This is a genomic window from Microbacterium sp. BR1 (genome assembly GCF_002812725.1).
GTDB lineage: Bacteria > Actinomycetota > Actinomycetes > Actinomycetales > Microbacteriaceae > Microbacterium.
Map to the genome: position 1 here is coordinate 124,626 of NZ_NMUN01000004.1, position 20,841 is coordinate 145,466.

The 20,841-nt window shown below is 68.8% G+C and carries 19 protein-coding genes, 1 tRNA gene and 1 other RNA gene; 9 read left to right on the forward strand and 12 right to left on the reverse strand.

Annotated elements, in window-relative coordinates; translation table 11 throughout:
• Nucleotides 1–142 precede the first annotated feature (142 nt).
• On the reverse strand, nucleotides 143–793 hold the full coding sequence (locus CGU35_RS04865; protein WP_100810497.1) for an SIMPL domain-containing protein: 651 nt from the start codon (nucleotides 791–793) through the stop codon (nucleotides 143–145).
• A gap of 266 nt (nucleotides 794–1,059) precedes the next feature.
• Entirely contained in the window at nucleotides 1,060–2,466 is a 1,407-nt protein-coding gene (locus tag CGU35_RS04870; protein ID WP_157813894.1) for an HNH endonuclease signature motif containing protein, read from the reverse strand.
• A 308-nt stretch (nucleotides 2,467–2,774) separates the two neighbouring features.
• Here CGU35_RS04870 and ssrA point away from each other — a divergent pair.
• The 3 genes from ssrA to CGU35_RS04885 all read left to right on the forward strand — a co-directional run bounded on the left by ssrA (nucleotide 2,775) and on the right by CGU35_RS04885 (nucleotide 4,129).
• Nucleotides 2,775–3,144: a transfer-messenger RNA gene (gene ssrA / locus CGU35_RS04875) on the forward strand.
• A gap of 152 nt (nucleotides 3,145–3,296) precedes the next feature.
• Nucleotides 3,297–3,563, forward strand: coding sequence for a hypothetical protein (locus CGU35_RS04880; RefSeq protein WP_100810499.1), 267 nt, complete (start codon nucleotides 3,297–3,299; stop codon nucleotides 3,561–3,563).
• A 20-nt stretch (nucleotides 3,564–3,583) separates the two neighbouring features.
• Nucleotides 3,584–4,129, forward strand: coding sequence for an AAA family ATPase (locus tag CGU35_RS04885; RefSeq protein WP_100810500.1), 546 nt, complete (start codon nucleotides 3,584–3,586; stop codon nucleotides 4,127–4,129).
• 250 nt (nucleotides 4,130–4,379) lie between these two features.
• Here CGU35_RS04885 and CGU35_RS04890 read toward each other — a convergent pair whose 3' ends face one another.
• The 3 genes from CGU35_RS04890 to CGU35_RS04900 are packed head-to-tail and all read right to left on the reverse strand — an operon-like array spanning nucleotide 4,380 to nucleotide 7,134.
• The gene (locus CGU35_RS04890; RefSeq protein ID WP_146048033.1) at nucleotides 4,380–5,009 is read right to left on the reverse strand and encodes a hypothetical protein; all 630 of its coding nucleotides are present in this window, start codon (nucleotides 5,007–5,009) and stop codon (nucleotides 4,380–4,382) included.
• Nucleotides 5,006–5,329 (reverse strand): hypothetical protein, encoded by a 324-nt coding sequence (locus CGU35_RS04895; protein ID WP_146048032.1) that lies wholly within the window; start codon nucleotides 5,327–5,329, stop codon nucleotides 5,006–5,008. Before CGU35_RS04895 ends, CGU35_RS04890 begins: the two co-directional genes overlap by 4 nt.
• A gap of 23 nt (nucleotides 5,330–5,352) precedes the next feature.
• A complete protein-coding gene (locus tag CGU35_RS04900; protein ID WP_198519520.1) occupies nucleotides 5,353–7,134 on the reverse strand; it encodes a TIGR03767 family metallophosphoesterase in 1,782 nt (593 codons plus the stop codon).
• 254 nt (nucleotides 7,135–7,388) lie between these two features.
• Here CGU35_RS04900 and CGU35_RS04905 point away from each other — a divergent pair, with 254 nt between their 5' ends.
• Nucleotides 7,389–8,909 carry an SPFH domain-containing protein gene (locus CGU35_RS04905; RefSeq protein ID WP_100810504.1) on the forward strand — a complete coding sequence of 507 codons (1,521 nt, stop codon included), beginning with the start codon at nucleotides 7,389–7,391 and terminating at the stop codon, nucleotides 8,907–8,909.
• A 57-nt stretch (nucleotides 8,910–8,966) separates the two neighbouring features.
• A complete protein-coding gene (locus CGU35_RS04910; RefSeq protein WP_374935773.1) occupies nucleotides 8,967–9,698 on the forward strand; it encodes a formylglycine-generating enzyme family protein in 732 nt (243 codons plus the stop codon).
• 151 nt (nucleotides 9,699–9,849) lie between these two features.
• Here CGU35_RS04910 and CGU35_RS04915 read toward each other — a convergent pair whose 3' ends face one another.
• From CGU35_RS04915 to CGU35_RS04930, 4 genes are all read right to left on the reverse strand, one after another.
• Nucleotides 9,850–11,067, reverse strand: coding sequence for a Dyp-type peroxidase (locus tag CGU35_RS04915; RefSeq protein WP_100810506.1), 1,218 nt, complete (start codon nucleotides 11,065–11,067; stop codon nucleotides 9,850–9,852).
• On the reverse strand, nucleotides 11,067–11,585 hold the full coding sequence (locus CGU35_RS04920; protein WP_198519521.1) for a copper chaperone PCu(A)C: 519 nt from the start codon (nucleotides 11,583–11,585) through the stop codon (nucleotides 11,067–11,069). The genes CGU35_RS04915 and CGU35_RS04920 overlap by 1 nt, the downstream gene beginning before the upstream one ends.
• A 28-nt stretch (nucleotides 11,586–11,613) precedes the next feature.
• Nucleotides 11,614–12,228, reverse strand: coding sequence for a copper resistance CopC family protein (locus CGU35_RS04925; RefSeq protein WP_232711153.1), 615 nt, complete (start codon nucleotides 12,226–12,228; stop codon nucleotides 11,614–11,616).
• Nucleotides 12,229–12,341: 113 nt separating this feature from the next.
• A complete protein-coding gene (locus CGU35_RS04930; protein ID WP_100810507.1) occupies nucleotides 12,342–12,998 on the reverse strand; it encodes a hypothetical protein in 657 nt (218 codons plus the stop codon).
• 559 nt (nucleotides 12,999–13,557) lie between these two features.
• On the opposite strand from CGU35_RS04930, the gene CGU35_RS04935 reads away from it, so the two are divergent.
• From CGU35_RS04935 to CGU35_RS04945, 3 genes are all read left to right on the forward strand, one after another.
• Nucleotides 13,558–15,240 (forward strand): glycosyltransferase family 2 protein, encoded by a 1,683-nt coding sequence (locus CGU35_RS04935; RefSeq protein WP_100810508.1) that lies wholly within the window; start codon nucleotides 13,558–13,560, stop codon nucleotides 15,238–15,240.
• On the forward strand, nucleotides 15,233–16,663 hold the full coding sequence (locus tag CGU35_RS04940; protein WP_232711154.1) for a glycoside hydrolase family 26 protein: 1,431 nt from the start codon (nucleotides 15,233–15,235) through the stop codon (nucleotides 16,661–16,663). The genes CGU35_RS04935 and CGU35_RS04940 overlap by 8 nt, the downstream gene beginning before the upstream one ends.
• A 124-nt stretch (nucleotides 16,664–16,787) precedes the next feature.
• Nucleotides 16,788–18,215, forward strand: coding sequence for a UDP-glucose dehydrogenase family protein (locus CGU35_RS04945; protein ID WP_232711220.1), 1,428 nt, complete (start codon nucleotides 16,788–16,790; stop codon nucleotides 18,213–18,215).
• Between the two features lie 103 nt (nucleotides 18,216–18,318).
• On the opposite strand, the gene CGU35_RS04950 is transcribed toward CGU35_RS04945, so the two are convergent.
• From CGU35_RS04950 to CGU35_RS04960, 3 genes are read right to left on the reverse strand one after another with little or no spacing between them, the layout of a single operon-like run.
• On the reverse strand, nucleotides 18,319–19,020 hold the full coding sequence (locus CGU35_RS04950; RefSeq protein ID WP_100810509.1) for a hypothetical protein: 702 nt from the start codon (nucleotides 19,018–19,020) through the stop codon (nucleotides 18,319–18,321).
• A 50-nt stretch (nucleotides 19,021–19,070) separates the two neighbouring features.
• Nucleotides 19,071–19,655, reverse strand: a complete 585-nt coding sequence (locus CGU35_RS04955; protein ID WP_100810510.1) for a hypothetical protein — start codon at nucleotides 19,653–19,655, stop codon at nucleotides 19,071–19,073.
• Between the two features lie 10 nt (nucleotides 19,656–19,665).
• Nucleotides 19,666–20,505: an inositol monophosphatase family protein gene (locus CGU35_RS04960; RefSeq protein WP_232711155.1), complete on the reverse strand. Its 840-nt coding sequence runs from the start codon at nucleotides 20,503–20,505 to the stop codon at nucleotides 19,666–19,668.
• Between the two features lie 100 nt (nucleotides 20,506–20,605).
• On the opposite strand from CGU35_RS04960, the gene CGU35_RS04965 reads away from it, so the two are divergent.
• Nucleotides 20,606–20,678, forward strand: a tRNA-Lys gene (locus tag CGU35_RS04965).
• Nucleotides 20,679–20,841 lie beyond the last annotated feature (163 nt).

Sequence of the window (20,841 nt, forward strand, 5' to 3'; positions counted from 1 at the left end):
CTGAGCTCGGCCGTGTGCCGTCCGCACGACGGATGCCTCGACACGCCGTGCCGGGGTGTGTGAGACGGCGTGTCACGGTCTTGGTCGTGCGGATGGCACGGCGGGGACGGCCGGTTTGCGTGTGGGGAGGTGGCCGGGCGAGTCAGCGGGCGGCGAACCGCGCTTCGACGCCGGCCGTGACCGTGATGTCCTGGGGCTGGAAGTCGAGGGTGGGCGAAGCATCCGTCGCCATTGCCCGCATCATGCGCGGGCCGGGGTCGGCTTCGGGGCGTCCGAGCAGGCCGATGTCGGCGATCTCGAGCGGGGAGACGGATGCGTGGCCGATGGCGTTGGCGTAGGCGGTGGCGCGCGAGACGGCGGTGTGCACGGCGCGGGCGGCGACCTCGGCCTCGACGGTGCGGCGGGTGGCGGAGGTCAGTTGCCACGTGACGCCGTTGACCTGCACGCCCTCGCGTTCGGCGACGGCCGAGACCCACCACGAGAGGGCGGCGAAGTCGGTGAAGGTGGCGACGACGTCGACGCTCGCGTGGTGGACGAGGGGGAGCTGTTTGCCCTCGTTGTTCCACGGGCGTTCAGCCCAGACGTTCGCACGCTGGCTGGACCATTCGCTGACCTCGCCGGATGCCTGGCGCGCCGCGAGCTCTTCGCGGAGCGGTGCCGCGATGGCGGCGATGCGTTCGACGACGGGGCCGCGCTCGGGTCCGTCGCACCGAACGCTGAGGTGTACGACCCCCTCCTCGGGGGCGACGCGGGTTTCGTGTTCGCCGCGGACCGTGATGATGACGTCGCTCATGCCTGCGACTCTAGGCGTTCGGGCTGGATACGCGATGGGCGGTTTCGGCCGCGCGCTGTGACTGCGCAGCGTTGTGCCGCGTGTCTGGGCGTGGATTGTGGCATCGAGCTGTCACCGAACGCTCGATTTGTCGCTTGGATGCAGCGTTTTGTGACAGTTCGGTGGGCCGGTGTGCCCGTCTGGTCGGGCAGGGTCAGAGTGTGTGCGGGCTGCGCGGGCATTTCGACTCGCTTTGGTGGCTCAACGACCGGTGGGCGGGGTGGTGCCTAGAAGGGTGGTGGGGGTCCGGTCGGGGCGAAGCGGACGCGCGAGGGTGGGTCGTCGATGTAGATCGCGCCGGTCGGGCTGGTCCATTCGAGGACGCCGCCGCCGAGATTCCTGACTTGCCACGGGGTCGCGTGCTTGAGGGTGTGGTGGCGTCGACAGAGGTGATGAAGGTTGTGAGCACACGTCGTGCCGCCGTGGGCCCAGTCGTGGCCGTGGTCGATGTCGCAGCGGTGGGCGGGTTGGCGGCATCCGGGGAATCGGCAGTGTTCGTCGCGTGCGCGGAGGAAGCGTTTGAGGTCGGCGTTGGGGGTGTACCGGTCGACGGCGAGGATCCCGCCGTGAACGGGGTCGCTGAGCACTCGATCCCACCCGGTCGCGCGGCCCGCGAGGCGGCGGGCGGTGTCGATGTCGATCGGCGCACGTCCGACGAGTTCGGCCGGCTCGTCGCTCAACCCGGCGAGGGCGAGCGCGGGGACAGTGACGTGCACGATCGCCCGGATGGCGCCGAGCCCGCCGAACCCCAGCGACGGATCGGCGGCCGAGTCGAGGGTGGGGTCGTCTTGTGGCGCGCTGGTGAGCAGCATGTCGGCGAAGACGTCGGCGCGGAGCTGGTCGATCGTGCGCGAGTCGGGGGCGAGCTCGGGTGTGCGGTCAGAGGTATCGACACCCGCACCATCCGTCGTGGCGGCACCCGTGCCCCGGCCCGCGCTCGGATCCACGGCGGCGGGCCCGAACGACGCGCCCGGCTGAGCGGCGTTGCGGACGGCGCGTGCTTGCTGTGTGAGGCGGTCGTAGATGCCGTGGACGAGGGTGGCGGGGCCGATGTAGATGAGTTCGCCCATCCCGTCGGGCCGGTCGGTGACCGTGACCGCACGGTCGGCGCGGGCGTCGCGGTGCCGTTCGGTGACGGTGCGGGGTTGGAGGCGTTCGGCGAGAGCCTCGACCGCGGGGCGCAGGCGTGCGGGGGAGAGGTTCTCGGCCCGTGCGACCGCGTCGGCGGCAAACACGAGGCGGGCCTCGGGGTCCTGGATCGGCGTGCCCGCGTCGAGGATCACGCGCGCGTGGCCCACGAAGATCCGGCCCTCTTCGAGGGCTTCGAGCACCGGGGTGAAGTCCTCGGCGAGCACGACGGCGTCGTTGATCTGGCGTTGCACCGTCCGGTCGGAGGCGCGCACCGCGAGCGCGAGCTCCGCCGCGATCGAGCGCAGGTGCATCTCACGCTCCCGCGAATCCGAACGCAACGCCGCCGAACGGGATGCCGCGAGTTCGCCCGCCGTCGCGAGCAACCGAACCTCGGCCGCGTGGACCTGTGCTGCTTGTTTGCGCAACGCCACGATTCCCTCGACCAGACCGAGAACGGAGGCATCGTCGAGCGCCTCCACGTCCAGGGTCTGATTCGAACTCATGTTCGATACTCTACGAACGACCTCCGACATCCGAGGCCGAAAATCCGCGTATTCACGCGCCGAAACGAGGCATTCGCATGAGAGTTCTCTCACCTTCGAGCGGCCCCCACGGGGGTTGAGTGGGACCGGGTGTCCGCCAGTGCCCGCGGAAGTCGTTTGTGTTCTGTGTGGTGCGAGCCCGAGTTGCTCCGGCGGTGGCCAGGGGCCCGGCGAGGCTGTAAACTGAGATGCTCGGGTGTCGGCAAGACACATCCCGAGTGTGGAAACTCAACAGCGTGCGACAACGGCCCCTTCGAAAGAAGGACCATGGGGATGATCGGTTTCGACATCGCCTGCGAACCTGCGAGAAGCGGGCCGAGGATGCAGGGTTATCTCGTAAACGATCTCTGCAAAACAATAAGTGCCGAAACCAAGCGCACTGACTTCGCCCTCGCTGCGTAAGCGAGCCCGATAGTCCGTCAGACCGTGTGTGATCCCGACACGGACCCTGGCGTCATTTAGGGATCTTGCTGTGTGACGGCGCCTGAACGTCACGCGGGACTTTTCTCAGGCTGGGCTCGTCGACCTAGATGCTTGTGGCAAAGGTCGGAGCCGAGCAGAACGTCAGCACAAGCTACGCCCGTAGAAGGCGCAGAATCACAGTGATGGACGGGGGTTCGATTCCCCCCATCTCCACATTGGCCGTTGTCGCACGTTGGGGGGCCCGGCTCCCGCGCGCTCTATGCTCGCGGGGGCCGGGCTCTTTTTTGTTTACGGATGCGTCGGCCTCCGGTCGCTGAGCCTGCCGAAGCGGCCCGCCCGACCCACCTGACCCCCTCACGGAGCCCGTCATGCCCGACCCCCGTCGCAACCTCATCTCAACCGGCACCCTCTCGCTCGCCCCGGCCGAGGCGCCCGAAAAATGGGCCCTCCGCACCTCGGACGATGCTCCCGCCGTCGAGGCGCACTGGGGCGACTGGGTCCGTCTGGCCAAGCGCATTCTCGACGCCGACGCCCTCTCTCGCGAGCTCGAGGGTCGCGGCGATGCCTGGGATCTGGGTCATGCCGCGGGAGCAGCGGATGCCTCGGGCTCCGACACCCCGAACCCGTTCCGCTGACACGTCGGTAACGTCTCGCTATGCGCATCGTGGTGTCCGGAACTCATGCAAGCGGCAAGAGCACCCTCATCTCGGACTTTGTGTTGAGGCATCCGGAGTTCGTCGTTCTGTCCGATCCGTTCGAGATGCTCGACGAAGCGGATGACTCGCCGAGCGCGGGCATGTTCGCCGCACAACTGCGGATCGCGGCTCAGCGGCTCGGTGAACTCGCTCCCGCTGACGCGGTCATCGCGGAACGCGGACCGATCGACTTCCTCGCCTATCTTCTGGCGACCGCCGAGCTGACGGGTGTGCCCCTCGACGACGAGTTGCTCGCGCGGGCGGTGCGGATAACGGCGGCGGCGATGGCGAACGTTGACCTGCTGGTCGTGCTGCCTCTCGAGGCGCGCGATGGTATTCACGTGGGCAGTGACGAGCACCTCGCGTTGCGGGCTGGGATGGATGAGGTGCTTCGGGAACTTGTCGACGATCCGGATGTCGTGAGTGAGCCCGTCCGCACGGTCGAGATCGCGGGGGATCCCCATGCGCGGCTGGAGGCGCTGGAGGCGCTGGTGCTGCGGGTGTGAGCGGTGCGGGCTCGGGCTGGTCGCTTCGACAGTTCAGCGACCGCGGATGCGCCTGAGCGGCTGAGGATGCGCCGCGGCGGTCGCGGAGGTGCCACCGACCGTGGCGAGCCTTGGCCCGCCGGCCGCCCGTTCGCTCCGAAGGGCTTGGTCACTCGGGAGGGCCGAATCCCCGACATCCTCCCTCCCGAGTGACCAGATCCTCCCGAACGGACGACGGATGCCCGTGGTCGAGCGTGCCGCTGCGACAGGCTCAGCGACCGTGAGGTCGCGGCGTTTCGACTCGGGCTTTGCTCTCGCTCGACGACCGGAGCGCCAGGGCCGTCCAGGCCGTGAGCAGCAGTACGCCCGCCGTGCCGAAGCCGAGCCACGTCAGCGCGGCGCCCGGCCAACCCGTGATGAAGAAGCCTGCCAGCAGGGTTCCGAGACCCGGAGGGCCGACCACGACCAGCACAACGATCGTGAGCAAGGTGAGAAGGATCGCACGCACCGGCGCGTGACGGAACGTCGCGAACCCCGCAGCACCGCGGCCCACAGCGATGCCCGCAAGCACGATGATCGCAGCCACGACTGCGACCGGCGTGAGCCAGGTCGACGCGAGCGAAGCCAAAGCAACGGCCGCCACGACTGCGGCGGATGCGGCCGAGTCGGACCATCGCGGCCAGGCGCCACCCGCACCCGCGCCGAGGGCGGCGACGCGCAGCCGCGCGACGATCACGGCCAACGCCGCCACCAACGCAACGAACGACGCGACGAACAGCGCCACGAACAAGACCGTGAGTGACGGTCGCACGAACGGCGCCACGAGCGTCGCCTGCAGCAGCGCATTGCCGACGATCGCGCCGAGCAATACGGGCCACGAACGAGCCAAGAGCCGAGTCATCCGTTCCTCGCCGCCTCGTCGAGGACGTCCATGATCGAACCCGAGTACAGCTCATCGTCACCGACCGTCACCGTAACGACCGTCTGGTCATCGGCGGGGGAGAGGACCGAGATGTCGGTGCCGTCCGCGGTCTCGCCCTGACATGAGACCTCGCCGGAGGGCGCCTGCGCGCACACGGGCGCCGTCAGGATCTGCACGTCGGCATCGAGCAGCACGTCGATCGCCGCGTACCGGACCTCGGCCAGGTGATTGCCGCCGACCGGAGCGATCGCCGCGATCTGCGAACAGCCCGCGAGCAGCAGCGCGGCAGCCAAGACCACGGGCGCCCACGCTCGCCGCGCGCTCACAGGCCCCTCGCCGTCTCGTAGGCGACGAGTCGAGCGTGCTCGGTCATGTGTTGACTCTCGAGCGCAGCATCCGTGATCGTCGACAGATCGAACGGGGCCCGCAGCAGCAGCTCGGTGTTGCGATCGAGCGGCGAACCCCGGCGCATCATGGGCGTCTCGGCCCAGTCGTTCGCGGCGAACTCGCGGCTGCGCGATGCGAGATCCGCGACACTGCCGCTCGTCCCCGGCACGGCCGGCGAGGCGTGATCGAGCACGGTCGTGAACAGCGACATCGTGCCGTCGCGGTTGTCGACGATCTCGACCACCTGCTGCTGCTGCGGAAAATCGATGCACGAGGCCGTCGTGATCTCCCAGAACCCGCCCGTGGGAGACGTGTGGGCGAGGATCTGGTTGAGGTGCGTGTGCCCGTTGAGCCATCCGATCACCACCGGATACTTCAGCAGCAGATCGACGAACTCCTCGGCGCCGTACAGGACCTCGGTATCGCCCGGACGCTGCGCGCGGTTCTCGAGCGTCAGGCTGTTGTGGTGGCTGAAGATCAGCACGAGCTTCTGCTCGGTCTGTGCCCTCTCGAGTTCGCGTTCGAGCCATCGGAACTGCGCCCCGGGCACCGCACCATCCGGACCCGCGACCTGGTTGCAGGTGTCGAGACCGAACGCGCGGATGTGCGGGGTCAGGTCGGTCTGCCACCACGTCTCGCCGGTGTCGAGGTTGTGCTGCGTGAACCCGTGCCCGATCGGCCCCGGCGCCGACTGGGTCCGGAAGTGCTCGGCCATGAACTCGCGCTGCTCGAACAGGTACCGCTCGGGGTTCGCCGTGACGCTGCGGAAACCGGGGCGTCCGAGCGCGAGGCCGAGCGCGTCGACCGCCTGCTGGAACACGCTGCCGCTCGACGAGTAGCCGTTCAGGATGCTTCCCGCCGTGCCATCCAGCGTGTACGACTTCTGTCCGCCGATCGCCATGGCGTGCAGTTGCGGGCTGAGGTCGAACGTACCGAGCAGGAGGGTGTCGTGGTTGCCGTACACGGCGTACCAGGGCGCCGGAAGGCCCACGGACTCGACGGGCTTGGCGATCGCCTGCGCGAGCAGGTCGGGCAGGCGCGGGAAGCCGTAGTCGCCGAACGCTCCGCCCGCCGGGTCGCCCGGACGATAGGCCCACGTGGCATCCGCCCACGCCTGCACGCCCTGGAATGCCCTGCCGGAGCTGGCGGGGACGACGGCGAGGCCGTCCATCAGGTCGATGTACCAGCGCAGCTCGAGGTGCGAATGCATGTCGGCGCTGTCGCCCGTGACGATCGCCGCGCCCATCGGGGCGCCGGTGAGCGGGCTGTAGCGGGCATCCGAGAACGCCTGCACCATCGCGGCCGTGGCGTGTGGGCTGAGGGGATCGTGCGGATGGAACGCCGAGCCCCACGCCGAGTGGTCCTGCACGATCATCGGCTCGATGCGACCCGGCGACTGGGCGTCGATCACGTGCAGGTCGGACAGATGCCCCATGTAGAGCAGCGACCGGCGGCATGCCTTGCGCGCCATGCTCGGGGTGGCTCGCAGCACGTCGAGCCGGGGGATGTACGGCTCGCCCGGGCCGGTCGTCAGACCCCGGTACTGACCCTTCACGATCGAGCCCTGGCGGATCGTCTGCAGGAGCGTCGTCGGGATGTCGGTGGTCCTAGCCGCGGCCGCTCCCGCCGCGAGACGCGGCGCGAGCACGTCGATGCTGAGGCCGGTCGCGGCGGCGAGCAGCGCGCTCTGAAGCAGGAACTGTCTGCGTGACAGCACTCGAGCCATCCATTCGGGTCAAATGGGGCGGGCGTCCGGGTGCGCTCGCGGCACGAGCATATCGTTCGCGCGCGGGTCGAGTGGGGCGCTTCGACAGGCTCAGCAACCGTGGGGCTGCGTTCGCTCAACGACCGGGGTCCCTTCCACGGGCTCGGGGACCGCGGCGGAAGTCGGGGAAGCGCGAAATTCCCTATACGCATAGGTTGGATGGCAGGGCGTGCACGCGGCAGGCCTGAAGAAGGAGACCCACCCGCATGGATCTGTTCGCCCTCATCGCCCTCGCCGTCGGCGCCGGAATCGTCTTCGTCGTCCTGATCATCGTGCTGATCCTGTTCCGCCTCTGGTACCAGGTGCCGCGGGCGGACGAGGCCATCGTCATCGTCGGAAAGAAGGCCCGCGACAGCACCGAGGGCGAAGCCAACAAGATGACCGTGATCAGCGGTCGCGGCGCTCTCGTCAACAAGCTCACGCAGCGATCCGACAAGGTCTCGCTCCGATCCCGCCAGATCAAGTTCGAGCCGACCGCGCAAACCATCAACGGTGTCACGATCGACCTCACCGGCGTCGCGCTCGTCAAGATCGGCTCGACGCCCGATCAGGTGCGCCGCGCCGCGGAACGCTTCGCGTCGCAGGACGAGGCCATCGTCATCTTCACCACGGAGCAGCTCGAGGGTGCGCTGCGTGGGGTCGTCGCGAAGCTCACGGTCGAACAGGTCATGCAGGACCGTCAGAAGCTCAGCGACGAGATCGCCGAGGGCATCTCGGGCGACCTGCTCGCGCAGGGGCTCGTGCTCGACTCGTTCGCGATCCAGGGCATCACCGACAAGAACAACTACATCTCGGCGCTCGGTGCGGTCGAGGTGCAGCGCGTGCGCCGTCAGGCGGATGTCGCCGAGATCGACGCGCAGCGCGAGGTCAAGAAGCGTCAGCTCGCCGCCGACGAGGCGAACCTGATCGAGCAGACCGCGCTCGACAAGAACAAGGCCGCGGCTCTCTCGGAGGTCGGCCGCGCCAACGCGCTCGCCGAGCAGTCCGAGAACCTCGCCCGCGCCGAGGCCGAGCAGGGCGTCCTCCTGCAGGAAGCCAACAACACGCAGGCGCGCCTCGACGCCGAGGTCAAGAAGGTCGCCGACGCCGACAAGTACAAGCAGCAGACGGATGCCGAAGCCCAGGCGTACCAGCAGCAGACCGCGGCCGACGCCGAGGCCTATAAGCGCCAGAAGAACGCCGAGGCCGAGCGCAAGGTCGCCCAGGAGCGCGCCGACGCGGAGGCCTACGCCGTCAACGCGCAGGCCAAGGCCCGCGAGGCCGCGGCGTCCGCCGAGGCCGCGGCGGTTCGGGTGCAGGCGGAAGCCGATGCCCTGGCCGTGCGTGTGCAGGCCGAGGCCGAGGCCGAGTCGATCCGCCTGCGCGGTACCGCAACGGCCGAGGCGATCGCCGCCGAGGCCGAGGCGCTGCGCGAGAACCAGGATGCGATCCTCGCCAAGGAGATCATCGGTCAGTTGCCGCAGCTGATGGCCGAGTTCGCCAAGGGCTACCAGAAGATCGGCAACATCACGCTGGTCGGCGGCGACACCGCGGGGACCCACATGGCGCGCGAGCAGTCGACCAGCCTCTCGGCGACGTTCGAGAGCGTGAAGGCCGCGACGGGTCTCGACCTGAGCGCGATCATCCAGGGGCAGGCGCTGGGGCGCGGAATCGCCGAGGGGTCGGCGGGCGCGCCCGTCGCTGCGCCCGTGTCTGCCCCGGGCGGGTCGGACGCCGCCGGAGCCTGAACCGCAGAAACCAGCTGCTCGATCCCGGTCGGACGGAGGCCCGTGGACGACATCCAGATGGCCCGGATCGGGGCGGGGAGTGTCACGCTCCACGATGCGCGACGCAAAGCACGCCGGACCGTCGACCTCGAGCCTTTCGAGATCGGGGTGTATCCCGTGACCGAGGAGCAGCTGGCCGAGATCCTGGGTGAGACATCCGTCCACCCCCGGCGCCCGGCGGTCGAGGTGAGCTGGCTGCGTGCCATCCGATTCTGCAATGCAGCGTCGGAATGGGAAGGCCTCGACCCCGCGTATTCGTTCGAGGGTCAGGATGTCTCCTGGCACGTCGATTCCGACGGCTACCGTCTGCCGACCGAGGCCGAGTGGGAGTTCGCGTGCCGCTCCGGGTCGACCGGTGCGCACTACGGACCGCTCGCCGAGGTGGCGTGGACGAGCGGCGATGGGACGGCGACCCCGCAGAACGTCGGCGGCAAGCTGCCCAACCTGAATGGTCTGTTCGACACCCTCGGCAATGTCTGGGAGTGGTGCTGGGACCTGCTCGACCCCGCCCGCTACGCCGACTACCGGGTGTTCCGCGGTGGCGGATTCGCCGACGACGCGTGGAGCGTACGGGCCTCGACCCGGCGGGGTGGGCCCCCGCGGGCGACCCACGAGGACGTCGGGTTTCGGCTCGCGCGTGGCGGATTCGACGCGGTGGATGCCGCGCAGGGATGGTCCGCCGCGGTCGATCGCGAGCGCGGCGACCCGGACGGGCCCCTGCCGTCGGGCTGGACCCCACTCGGTCGGTGAGTTCGGCGCCGCCCCCTCTCGTCCGCGGCGGGCGGCCCCGGCGTACATCTGAAAGGAACGTTGGGGCTTGTGAGCCCGGATGTGGCCGAAACGGCCCTCTGAGCGCTCGTCGTTCCTTCCAGATGTACGCCCGGGCGCGGAGGATCGCGCCTCAGCCGAGCAGGGTCTCGCCGATGTAGCCACCCGCCGCGCACCCGGGAGGGACCGCGAACACCGCCGAACCGACGGGCGTTGTCCACTCGTTCAGGAGGTCCAGGTCGGCGAGGCGACGCTGGATCGGCACGAACTGGCGGTCGACATCGGCCTGGAACGACACGAAGATCAGGCCCGAGTCCGAGATCTGACCTGCGGGCGGGGGATCGTCGTAGTTGTACCCGCGCCGAAAGATCCTCTCGTCCGGATTCTCGCTGCGTGCCCGGCGCAGGTGCGAGAACTCGGGGATGACGGGAAACCCGATCGCGGTCTTCGCCTCGAAGTCGGGCTCGTCGAACTCGTCCGTTCCCGTCAACGGTGCACCGTTCGAGAGGTACCGCCCCACGGACTGGTCGCGGCCGCTGCGGTCAAGGCGGTCCCACTTGTCGAGGTTCATGTGGGTGCGGCGCAGCACCATGCCGGTGCCAGCCGCGAGCCATCCGTCGCGGTTCCACACGATGCGGTCGAACTCCACGGTGCCCGGCGACGGGTTGCTGGTGCCGTCGACCTGCCCGAACAGGTTGCGCATGGTCGTTCCCGGCTTGACGGTGCCGTGCGCCCGCCGAAATCCGGTCTGCGTCCACCGGACGGTCGCGAAGCTGCGCGCGTCCTTCAGCAGCATGCGCGTCGTGTGCGCGACGGTGAGCGGATCGTCGGCCGCAACCTGAACCAGCAGGTCGCCATCGCCGAACGCCGGATCGAGCCGATCGATCGCGAAGGCGGGCAGGGGCCGCAGCCACGCGGGCGAGGCTCCGGCCGCCCGCGCGACGAAGCCCGGGCCGAAGCCGAACGTCACGGTCAGGCGCGCGGGCGCGACCGAGAGCTCAGGCTCAGAATCGGCGAGGGCCGGGATGCCCTGGGTCAGGCGGGAGGCATCGTCGGTCAGGATCCGCATGAGCCGACCGAGGCTCGGGCGATCCGTCTCGGGAAGCAGATCGAGGGCCACGAAAGTCGCGTGACTCTGCGCATCCGTGTCGATCCCCGCCTGATGGGCGCCGTGGAACGGCACCGTCACCTCACCGTTCAGGGGAACGCTGGCCGCCCCGGCCGCCCCGGCGACCGCGTAGTCGATTCCGATCGCCGCGGCCGCGCCGACCCCGACGACAGCCCCTCCGAGGAGGAACTGCCGCCGGGTCGAGCCGGGACGACCGGGACGTGCATCCCGGTCGGGCGACATCAGTTGCCCATGTCCATGTCTTCGTCGCCCTCGTACGTCTCGTTCGCGCCCGAGTAGTCCTTGACGGGAGCGGTGAACTCGAGCGTCGAGTCATCCGCGAACGTGAGGGTGACGGTGACGTCGTCGCCGGCGACGAGAGGGGCGGTGAGGTCCATCAGCATGATGTGGTTGCCGCCCGGCTCGAGCATGAAGGATACGCTGGCGGGGATGACGAAGCCGCCATCCTTCTCGCGCATGACCATCTCGCCCGAGTCGTTCTCGACCGTCTCGTGCAGTTCGATCATGCTCGACGCCTTCGTTGTCGCGGACACGACCGTCACGTCTTCTGAGCCGGTGTTCGAGAGCTCACCGAAGGCGGCCGACATTCCCGCGTCGGCCGACTTCACCCACGCGTCGGTGATCGTGACGCCGTCGGCTTCGGTGGCAGCGTTCGTGGATGGGGTCGTCGCGCAGCCCGTCAGGGCGAGAGCGGCGATGAGTGCAAGCGCGCCGAAGCGCGCATTCGTACGAGTGATCACAAGAGACCTTTCGGAGATTCGACGGCCGTCACGTCGACGGCGTGTCGGTGCCGCCCGTGCGTGACCGGCGGCGATGAATGAAGAAGGCGAGCGCGACGACGACGGCAGCTATGGCCGCTCCGATCGCGCCCACGACCAGGACTCGCGCGAGTCCCGGCTCTTGTGTGATCTGGCTGTCTGCCTGCGCGTTCGTCTCCGCGGTCGGGCCCGTCGCCGCGTCCGATGCCACCGGCTGTCGGACGATCGGAGCGCCGTCACCGACCGTGAAGGGGATGACCCCACTGATCGGATGCCCGTCGCCCGAAACGACCCGCCAACGCACCTCATAGCCGTCAGCGGGCATCCCCTCGGCCATGTGCGCCGAGACGACACCACCCTGTACGGCGATGTCGCCCGTGACCCAGTCGCGGTCATCAGCGTCGACGACGATGATTACCGCTCCCAGGGTGAGGACGTCGGCCGAGAAGGTCAGCGAGACCGACGCGGGTGCTGTGCTCAAACGTTCACCCGACGCGGGCGTGCTGTCGAGCAGCTCGTCGTGGGCCTGCGCAGTCGGAGCCGCGCCGAGGACGACGACGGCTGCCGTGAGCATCGCCGCAGCAACGGTTGCGGTGCCGCGCAGGATTGTCTTTCGCGAAGACATGCGTTCCTTCCCCGTCCGCGCGGTCTCGATCATGAGGGGTGCGCGGACGTCGCCACGGATCATCCGCGGCACGTGATGGACGCGTCGCCGCTCTGTGCGGCGACGTGCAGAAGTCAGATCACGGGGAGGGCGGGTGGTCCGCGCCGCGACAGCGACGACGCGGAATGGTCGAGCGGATGCAGCAGAACCATGCGACGCGCGCGCGCGGGCGCGAGGGAGGGATGCTCCGGCGTGGGCGTTTCGAGAACCGTCACGAGACGGCCGAGCCAGCTTCGGGCGTGCCGGGCGAGGTCGTGCAGGCGCCGCAGGGCGCGCTCGCCGCGGTACAGGGCGGCAACCGTGACCGCGGCCGCGAGGGCGTGGGCGAACCACATGGTGGAACCCGCGGCGAGAGCGGCGGAGGTGCCCGACGCCGTCAGGGGCGCGGCCGTCGCCATCGTGTTGAGCGTCGTGTCGAGCGCCGTGTCGAGCATCGCGGCGTGGTCGTGCACGTGCCCGGTTGTCACCGCGGCGCCGGGAGTCGTGCCGAGGACGAAGAGGACGTGGAAGAGCGCCTGACTGATCACGACCGCGATCGACAGGCGCGTGAGCGAGAGAACTCGGCCGGCGAGGAGCGTGCAGACCATGACCGAGAGGATCCACGGCGCCGCGATCCCGAGTGGACCAGGGACCTCGCCGCCACCCGACACGTGCGAGACCAGCGCGACGAATGTCGCGATCGTGGCCGCGCTCGCACCCCGGAGGACGCGAGTCGATCTCGAACGTGGCACGGCTCTATTGTGCCCGCAGTCGTCGTCCGTGCAGGGCACGGTCCCACTCGCTGGGGTCGCAATGCTCCCTTCGACAGGCTCAGGGACCGTCAGGTCTGGGTTCGGACAACATGAGGCCGGCCGCCGAGGGGGTCGAAGCGACCCGCTCGAGAACACTGCTCCGCGACGCGAACATTCCGGAGTTCGCACGTGTCCCCCGAATGGGCTACAGTGTCCTCCGAACGGTGGACGAGGCCTCTGAGAGCCTGTCCGCCGGGTGGGGGACAGAGCGAGAATCCCCATGATTCCGGCATGATTCCGGCTCTTGACGGCCGCGTGAACGGTGTCTGGGAGCGAGGGTCGCGTCGTGCTACGCGCCGCCGTCGAAGAAGAAGACCTCCTGGCCTGGTGATTCGTTGTTCGCGCCAGATATATGCGCCCAGAGGCATCCGTTTCGATCGTGTAAACACCCCCGGTGCCTTCTTGCAGGTCGCTTCAGCCTGATCGAAGACTCGAGACAGAGAAAGTCAGCACCAACCCCCAGCGCCGCGGGACGCAAGCACCTATTCGAGGGGGCGGAATGTTCATCTTTTTGCTGCAGGTCAGGCACATGCTCGAGGGGTATCCCGAGCTGTACCTGTTCGCGGTCTACTCGTTCCTGATCTGGGGCCTGTGGTTGACGAAGCTTCTGATCAGCCAGCGCTATCGGCCCTTCGCCGAGCGGCACGAGGCCACCACGAGCGTGATCATCCCGGTGGTCGACGAGCCACTCGACCTGTTCCGCGACGTCCTCGGGCGCATCATCGAGCAGGAGCCCGACGAGATCATCGTCGTGATCAACGGCGCTCGAAACCTCGGCCTCGAAGAGGTGTGCGCCGAGTTCGCCCCGAAGGTGCGCTGGGTGCACACGCCGATCGCCGGCAAGCGCAACGCGGTGAAGGTCGGTGTCGAACTGTCCCAGTACGAGATCTCGGTGCTGGTCGACTCGGACACGGTCTGGGCGCCCGGAACCCTCGAAGAACTCGTCAAGCCGTTCGGCGACAAGCGTGTCGGCGGCGCGACCACCCGCCAGCGCATCCTCGATCCCGAGCGCAGCTGGATCACCCGGTGGGCCGACTGGCTCGAGAACACCCGATCGCTGTACTCGATGCCGGCACAGAGCGTTCTCGGCCAGGTCGGCTGCCTCCCGGGCCGAACGATCGCGTTCCGCCGAGACATCCTGGTCCGCGTCATGGACAAGTTCATGAACGAGAAGTTCATGGGCGTGTTCCTGGAGATCTCGGATGACCGCACGCTCACGAATCTGACCCTCAAAGAGGGCTACCGCACCGTCTACCAGCACACCAGCCTCGTCTACACGGACGCCCCGCTGAAGGTGAAGAAGCTCTACAAGCAGCAGCTGCGGTGGGCGCGCGGCAGCCAGTACAACACGCTGCGGATGCTGCCGTGGATGCTCGGCCACGCGCCCCTGCTCACCATGTTCATGGTGATGGACATCGTGCTTCCGTTCCTGCTCGCCGGGGTCATCGGCGGCTGGATCTACCGCGCCGCGGTCGGCGAGGGGCACAACTTCTATGTCGCCATCCTGAACGAGTTCGGCATGAGCTCGGGGCTGATCTGGGTGGTCGGACTGATCGTGCTCTCGTCGGTGCTCAGCATGGCGATCCGCCAGCTGCGGCACCTGGCCGAACGCCCGAGCGACTTCCTGCGGCTGCCGATCTTCATCATCACCTCGACGGCCTTCCTGATGCCGATCCGCCTCATCGGATTCTTCCGGATGGGTCACGCGAGCGGCTGGGGGACCCGAGCGGGTGCCTATGCCGGTGGTGCGGCGCCGACGAGCGACGATGAGCTGCTCGGAACGGACCCCGAGAGCGACCGTATGCATCAAGAACTCGCGAAGCTCGGCATCGAGCCCGACGGGACGGATGCCTCGTCCCGGCGCTCGCCCTCCGCCCCGCAGACGGGACCGACCTCGGTCCCGTACGGCCCCCTGCGCCGCGGTGAAGAGGGCCAGGTGATGGTCGAGGCGCCGACGCGGGTCGCACTCCGGCAGGACCGGGCTCGTTCGGCAACCGGGCCCACACCCGTGAGCGCCGAGGCAGCAACCGTCACGAGCACCGAGGTGGCCGCCATCGCTGAGAGCACCGCGGGGAGCGCCGCCGAGATCGCGCCGCCCCGGCGACGCCTGAACCCCAAAGCCGCCTGGCCGTACGTGATCGGCCTGGCCATCTTCGCACTGGAGGCGATCTTCATTGTCTAGCGGACCCCGTAGCTGGTGGGCGGCCACCCCGAGATCCGCCCGAGGTGCGGCCCTGGGCGGCGCCGTCCTGATCCTGGCGCTGAGCGTCACGAGCGCGGCCGTCTGGGCGAGCCCCGGTGCCGGGCCCCGCCCGCTGACGCTCGAAGAGCAGCTCGCCGCGAGCGAGGCCGAGAAGGCCGCGCTGCAGGCACAGCTCGACGCGGCCCAGGCGGCCGCCGAGCGCACGGCGACCCCGAAACCGTCCGCCACCCCCACGGCGGCGCCGACCCCGACGCCCACCCCGACCCCGACCCCGGAGGAAGAAACGGAGCCCGAGGGGCCCGACCGGGTCGTCATCTACCGCAACGTCACCTCGCCCGTGCAACCGCGGCCCGTCGCGCCTCCGCCGGCTCCCGCCGCCCCGAGCGTCGCACCGGTGACCGCGCCCGCGCTCGAGACCCTCCTGAACCCGACGCAGCGGCACTTCGGCATGTACACGGCCCAGGCGCCGTTCAACTTCGCGACCTTCGACGACGCGGCGCTCAAGGCGGGCACACGTCAGTCGATGGTCGGATACTTCGGAGGCTGGGATCAGACCTACCGCGGCGACGCAGTCACGCGGGCCTGGGAACGCGGTCTGCTCCCCATGCTCACCTGGGAGTCACGGCCGATCGCCGCGCAGAACGACGCGGTGGAAGAGCCCGACTACTCGCTGCCGCGGATCCTCGGCGATCCCGCCAATGGTGTCCCCGGGGCGTTCGACGACTACCTGCGTCAGTACGCCCGCGACATCGTGGCGACCGGACTGCCCCTCGGCATCCGTCTCAATCACGAGATGAACGGCATCTGGTACCCGTGGTCCGAGACCTTCGGCAACGGCAGCGCGATCAACGGCAACCGGCCGGGCGACTACGTCGCGGTCTGGCGGCACGTGCACGACATCTTCGAGGCCGAGGGCGCCAACCAGTTCGTGATCTGGACCTGGGCGCCCAACATCATCAACAACCTGCCGAGCCGCAACAAGTCGGTCGAGTTCCTCACCGCCCTGTACCCGGGCGACGAGTACGTCGACTGGATCGGAATCTCCGGATACCTCCGCCCCCCATACGCCTCGAACCAGCAGTTCACCTTCGACTACACGTTCGGACCGACCCTCGCCCAGCTGCGCCAGATCACCGACAAGCCGATCATCCTGGCCGAAATCGGAGCATCCGAAACCGGCGGAAACAAGGCCGCCTGGGTGGCCGACGTTCTCGACGCGTTCACCCGCCCCGAGAACTCGGACCTGATCGGACTGTCGTGGTTCAACCTGGCCGTCACCACGATCACCGGCGGCGAACGGGTCACGAACGACTGGCGGATCGACTCGCGCGCCGACTCGCTCGAGGCCTTCACGGCGGGGATCGCCGATCCCGCCGCCAACTTCTTCCTGAAGCCCTACTGATCCCGCACGTCCGCCAACGCAAAAGACCCGTTGCATCCATCCCCGGAATCCCCGCCCCGCAGCATCCATCCGCCGTATCCCCGCCCCGCTCCACCTTCCCCAGCTCGAGGAGTGCATCGTGAAGATCATCCCCACCCGCCCCGTGCACGCGGTTCCGCCGCTGCCCACCGACGACTTCGACGCACCCCTGCGCGTCAGCGTGATCGGCACCGGATACCTCGGCGCGACCCACGCCGCGGCCGTCGCCGAGATGGGCTTCGACGTCATAGGCGTCGACACCGACCCCGCGAAGGTCGCCGCGCTCGAACGCGGCGAGGTGCCGTTCTTCGAGCCCGGCCTGCCCGAACTGATCTCGCGGCACGTCGCCACCGGCCGCCTGCGGTTCACGACGGACCTCGCGGCGGCGGTCGCGGCATCCGATGTCCACTTCATCTGCGTCGGTACGCCGCAGCAAGCATCGAGTCACGGAGCGGATCTGCGATTCGTCGATTCCGCCACGCGGCAGGTGGTGGAGGCCATGACGCACGACGGTCTGATCGTCGGCAAGTCGACGGTGCCGGTGGGAACCGCGTCGCGGCTGCGGACGATGCTGACGGAGACCATCGCGCCGGGCATGCATGTCGAGCTGATCTGGAACCCCGAATTCTTGCGCGAGGGGATGGCGGTCGAAGACACCCTGCGCCCCGACCGCATCGTGATCGGCGGGGCGTCACCGTGGGCCGAGGACCGGCTGCGTCGGCTCTACGGTCCCGCCATTGCGAACGGGGCGCCCGTCGTGACCTGCGATCTGGCGACCGCCGAGCTGGTCAAGGTGAGCGCGAACGCATTCCTGGCGACCAAGATCTCGTTCATCAACGCGATCGCCGGGTTGTGCGAGAAGGCCGGAGCGGACGTCGGTGTTCTTGCGGATGCGATCGGGTACGACTCACGCATCGGCCGCAAGTTCTTGAACGCCGGGCTCGGGTTCGGCGGCGGATGTCTGCCGAAGGACATCCGTGCCCTGATGCACCGAGCCGGCGAACTCGGCGCCTACTCGACGGTCATGTTGATGCAGCGGGTCGACGAGATCAACATGGACCAGCGCCAGCGAATCATCGACATGACCCTCGGCGCGGTCGGGGGCTCGGTGTTGAACACGCGCATTGCGGTGCTCGGGGCGGCGTTCAAACCCGACACGGACGACGTTCGCGACTCGCCGGCGCTGAACGTGGCGGCGGCGCTACACCTGCGCGGGGCGCACGTCACGGTCTACGACCCGGCCGCCGGGGGCACGGCCAAGCGCCTGTTCCCGACGCTGTCGTATGCCGACGGGCTCGAGAACGCGGTGCGCGGTGCCGACGTCGTGCTTGTGCTGACGGAATGGGACGAGTTCCGTCTCGCCGACCCCGACGTCGTCGGTGACCTGGTGTCGCAGCGGATCATCGTCGACGGGCGCAACTGCCTGCCCGAAGACGCCTGGCGTGAGGCGGGGTGGGACTACCGCGCCCTCGGGCACGCGGTTCCGGCCCCGATGCCGATGACGGGCTCGATGCGGAAGATCGAGGCCGCTTAGCCTGCGGTGGGGCGGACATCCGAGAGGTCCGGTGGGGCTGATGTGGCGTTTTCGGTGCCCCCGGGCCCCGTTCCGCACCGTCGTTCCTCTCGGATGTCCGGCGCTACGCTGACGCCGACTCTCGCGTGTCCAGTTGGACGCGTACGTGCGGCAGGAATTCCCGCGGGATCACCGCTGTGGCGACGAGGTCCGGTGCGAGTCGCACACCGACCGCGTAGACGAACGGGTCGGTGTCGATCTCGCACGCGGCCGTCTCGACGCCGTTGACGACGAGGAACGCGGAGCGGTTGATCGACGCCTCGGTCGCGCGCCAGGAGCCTTCGTGTGCGGGCCGCCCCATGTCCAGCCCGAGCTCTTCGCGGAACCGGTTCATCAGGATGTGGTTCGTGTGGTGCACGAGCTGGTATTCGAGTGTCGAGTGTTCGCTCGATTCGCGATACCACGACGTGCGAACAGCCTCCCAGAGCATGGGATACCGCATCCGCTCGACCATATCGAGCAGCCAGACCGGTCGCGGCCACGGCGGTTCGACATCGAGAGAGGCCCGCGTCTGGTCGTCCAGTTCCGCGAGGTTCGCGGGATCGTCGCGGTCTTCGGGGTTGCGCCACAGCGTGTAGCTGATGCTCACGGCCTGGTGCGAGTGGCCGCCGCTGCCGCCGGTGCCCTCCATCCCCAGGCCGTCCCAGTCTTCGAGGGTCGGCTGGGGCACGAGCCCCATCACCGCGAACGGGAGATCCCGAACGCGGGCGGCCTGTTCCAGCCGCGGGTCGGGCGCGTCTTCGGGAAGGTGTCCGGTGAACTGCACCCTTCGAGCTTGAGCCAGCGTCTCGGGGCACGCAAGGCCGAGGGCACAGATCAGGCGGGGCGCTCGATGACGAGCAGACCCTCTTTGGTGTCGGCGACCGCGACCCAGCCGTCGCCGAACAGGAACGTCATGCCGTAGCCGTCGTCGTCGGTCGCGACGGTCGTGTCGGGGTTCTCGGTGACGTACACACCGTCGGGCGTCTCTTCGGCGACCCAACCGCCGTCGGTCAGTTCGGTCTGCGCTTTTTCGGCGTCGGCGGGGTCGATTCCGGCCCAGCCGTAGATCTGCACGCTCGCGGTGACGGCGCCCGCAGCACCCCAGATGCACCACAGTCCGTCGGGGAACTCGCGCGAGCCGATGCGGAACACATCCTCCTGCGCTTCCCAGCCGGCCTCGACGAACGCCGCGACGACGTCCGGTGCGATCAGGGTTTCGCAGGTGAGATCACCGGGGCGCACGACGGGCGTGATCTCGGTGGGGGTCGGGGTCGGCGTCGCACTGGGCGCTGTGCTCGGTGGCGGCGTGGTTGCTTCGGCATCCGGGGTCGCCGCGCAGCTCGTCAGCGCCAGGGCCGCGACGAGCGCCGCCGCGCCGATGACCGTGCGAGTGCGGGGAACCGCGCGAGAGCGAGTCATGGTGTCCAGATCAGCCGCGCGGGGTGGGGGAGTGGACGAGATCGAGGAAGTCTTGGTGCAGGATGCCGTTGGTCGCCATCACCGAACGTGCCGAGAGGGTCTGCTCGCCCTCGAACGACGTGACGCGCCCGCCGGCCTCGCTGATGATGGGGACGACGGCGGCGATGTCGTACTCCTGAACGCCGAATTCGGCGACGAACTCGAGGCGCCCCTCGGCAAGGAGCATGTAGGGCCAGACGTCGCCGTATCCGCGGTCGCGCTTGACTCGGCGGGTCAGCGCGATGAGGGCGTCGAGGTGGTCGGTCTCATCCCACTGCGCGATGCTCTGGAAGCTCACGCTGGCCTCGTCGAGGGTGTCGACCGACGACACCCTCAGCCGGCGCTCGCCGCCATCGGGCGTGTCCGTCCAGGCCCCGAGGCCTTCGGCGCCCCACCAGCGGCGTCCGATCGCGGGGATTCCGACGACGCCGACGACGGGCAGACCATCGACAGCCAGTGCGATCAGGTTGCCCCACATCGGGATGCCGCGGACATAGTTGGCGGTGCCGTCGATCGGATCGATGATCCACTGGCGACGGCTATCGCCCGTGGTTCCGAACTCTTCGCCGAGGATCCCGTCGCCGGGCCGTTCTTGCGCCAGGATGTCTCGGATCGCCCGCTCGGCAGCCAGATCCGCCTCGGACACGGGCGAGGCATCGGGCTTCGTCTGCACGTGGAGGTCGACGGCATCGAAACGCGCCATCGATGCGGCGGCCGCGGCATCCGCCAGTCGGAGCGCAAGGGAGAGGTCATCGGCACGCGTCGGATCGGCGTGCGCGACGCCGGGGAGGGGCGACGTGGGGAAGGTCACGGGCCCAGGATACCGGGGCTTGCCTGAACGATTCGCGAGTGACGTAACCGTGATGGTAATGTTGACCCTCGGTTCGCCCGGCTCCACCTGGGCGGCCTTTGCACCTCTAGCTCAATCGGCAGAGCAACTGACTCTTAATCAGTGGGTTCTGGGTTCAAGTCCCAGGGGGTGCACTGGGAAGCCCTGATAGATCTCGCCATCTACCAGGGCTTTTCTCATGCGCGGGTGGGCCCGGAGCGGCCGTGGTCAGTCTCCGGTCGACAGACGTTCTGGATCGCCCGCTAGGTCGGTCGATTGGCTACTCCGATCACCGCGGCAAGACCGCGTCGCCGCCGT

Bases quoted from the DNA above. Each gene is read 5' to 3' on its own strand.
- CGU35_RS04865 (WP_100810497.1), bottom strand. From the start codon at position 793: ATGAGCGACGTCATCATCACGGTCCGCGGCGAACACGAAACCCGCGTC.
- CGU35_RS04870 (WP_157813894.1), bottom strand. From the start codon at position 2,466: ATGAGTTCGAATCAGACCCTGGACGTGGAGGCGCTCGACGATGCCTCC.
- CGU35_RS04880 (WP_100810499.1), top strand. From the start codon at position 3,297: ATGCCCGACCCCCGTCGCAACCTCATCTCAACCGGCACCCTCTCGCTC.
- CGU35_RS04885 (WP_100810500.1), top strand. From the start codon at position 3,584: ATGCGCATCGTGGTGTCCGGAACTCATGCAAGCGGCAAGAGCACCCTC.
- CGU35_RS04890 (WP_146048033.1), bottom strand. From the start codon at position 5,009: ATGACTCGGCTCTTGGCTCGTTCGTGGCCCGTATTGCTCGGCGCGATC.
- CGU35_RS04905 (WP_100810504.1), top strand. From the start codon at position 7,389: ATGGATCTGTTCGCCCTCATCGCCCTCGCCGTCGGCGCCGGAATCGTC.
- CGU35_RS04910 (WP_374935773.1), top strand. From the start codon at position 8,967: ATGGCCCGGATCGGGGCGGGGAGTGTCACGCTCCACGATGCGCGACGC.
- CGU35_RS04915 (WP_100810506.1), bottom strand. From the start codon at position 11,067: ATGTCGCCCGACCGGGATGCACGTCCCGGTCGTCCCGGCTCGACCCGG.
- CGU35_RS04925 (WP_232711153.1), bottom strand. From the start codon at position 12,228: ATGTCTTCGCGAAAGACAATCCTGCGCGGCACCGCAACCGTTGCTGCG.
- CGU35_RS04935 (WP_100810508.1), top strand. From the start codon at position 13,558: ATGTTCATCTTTTTGCTGCAGGTCAGGCACATGCTCGAGGGGTATCCC.
- CGU35_RS04955 (WP_100810510.1), bottom strand. From the start codon at position 19,655: ATGACTCGCTCTCGCGCGGTTCCCCGCACTCGCACGGTCATCGGCGCG.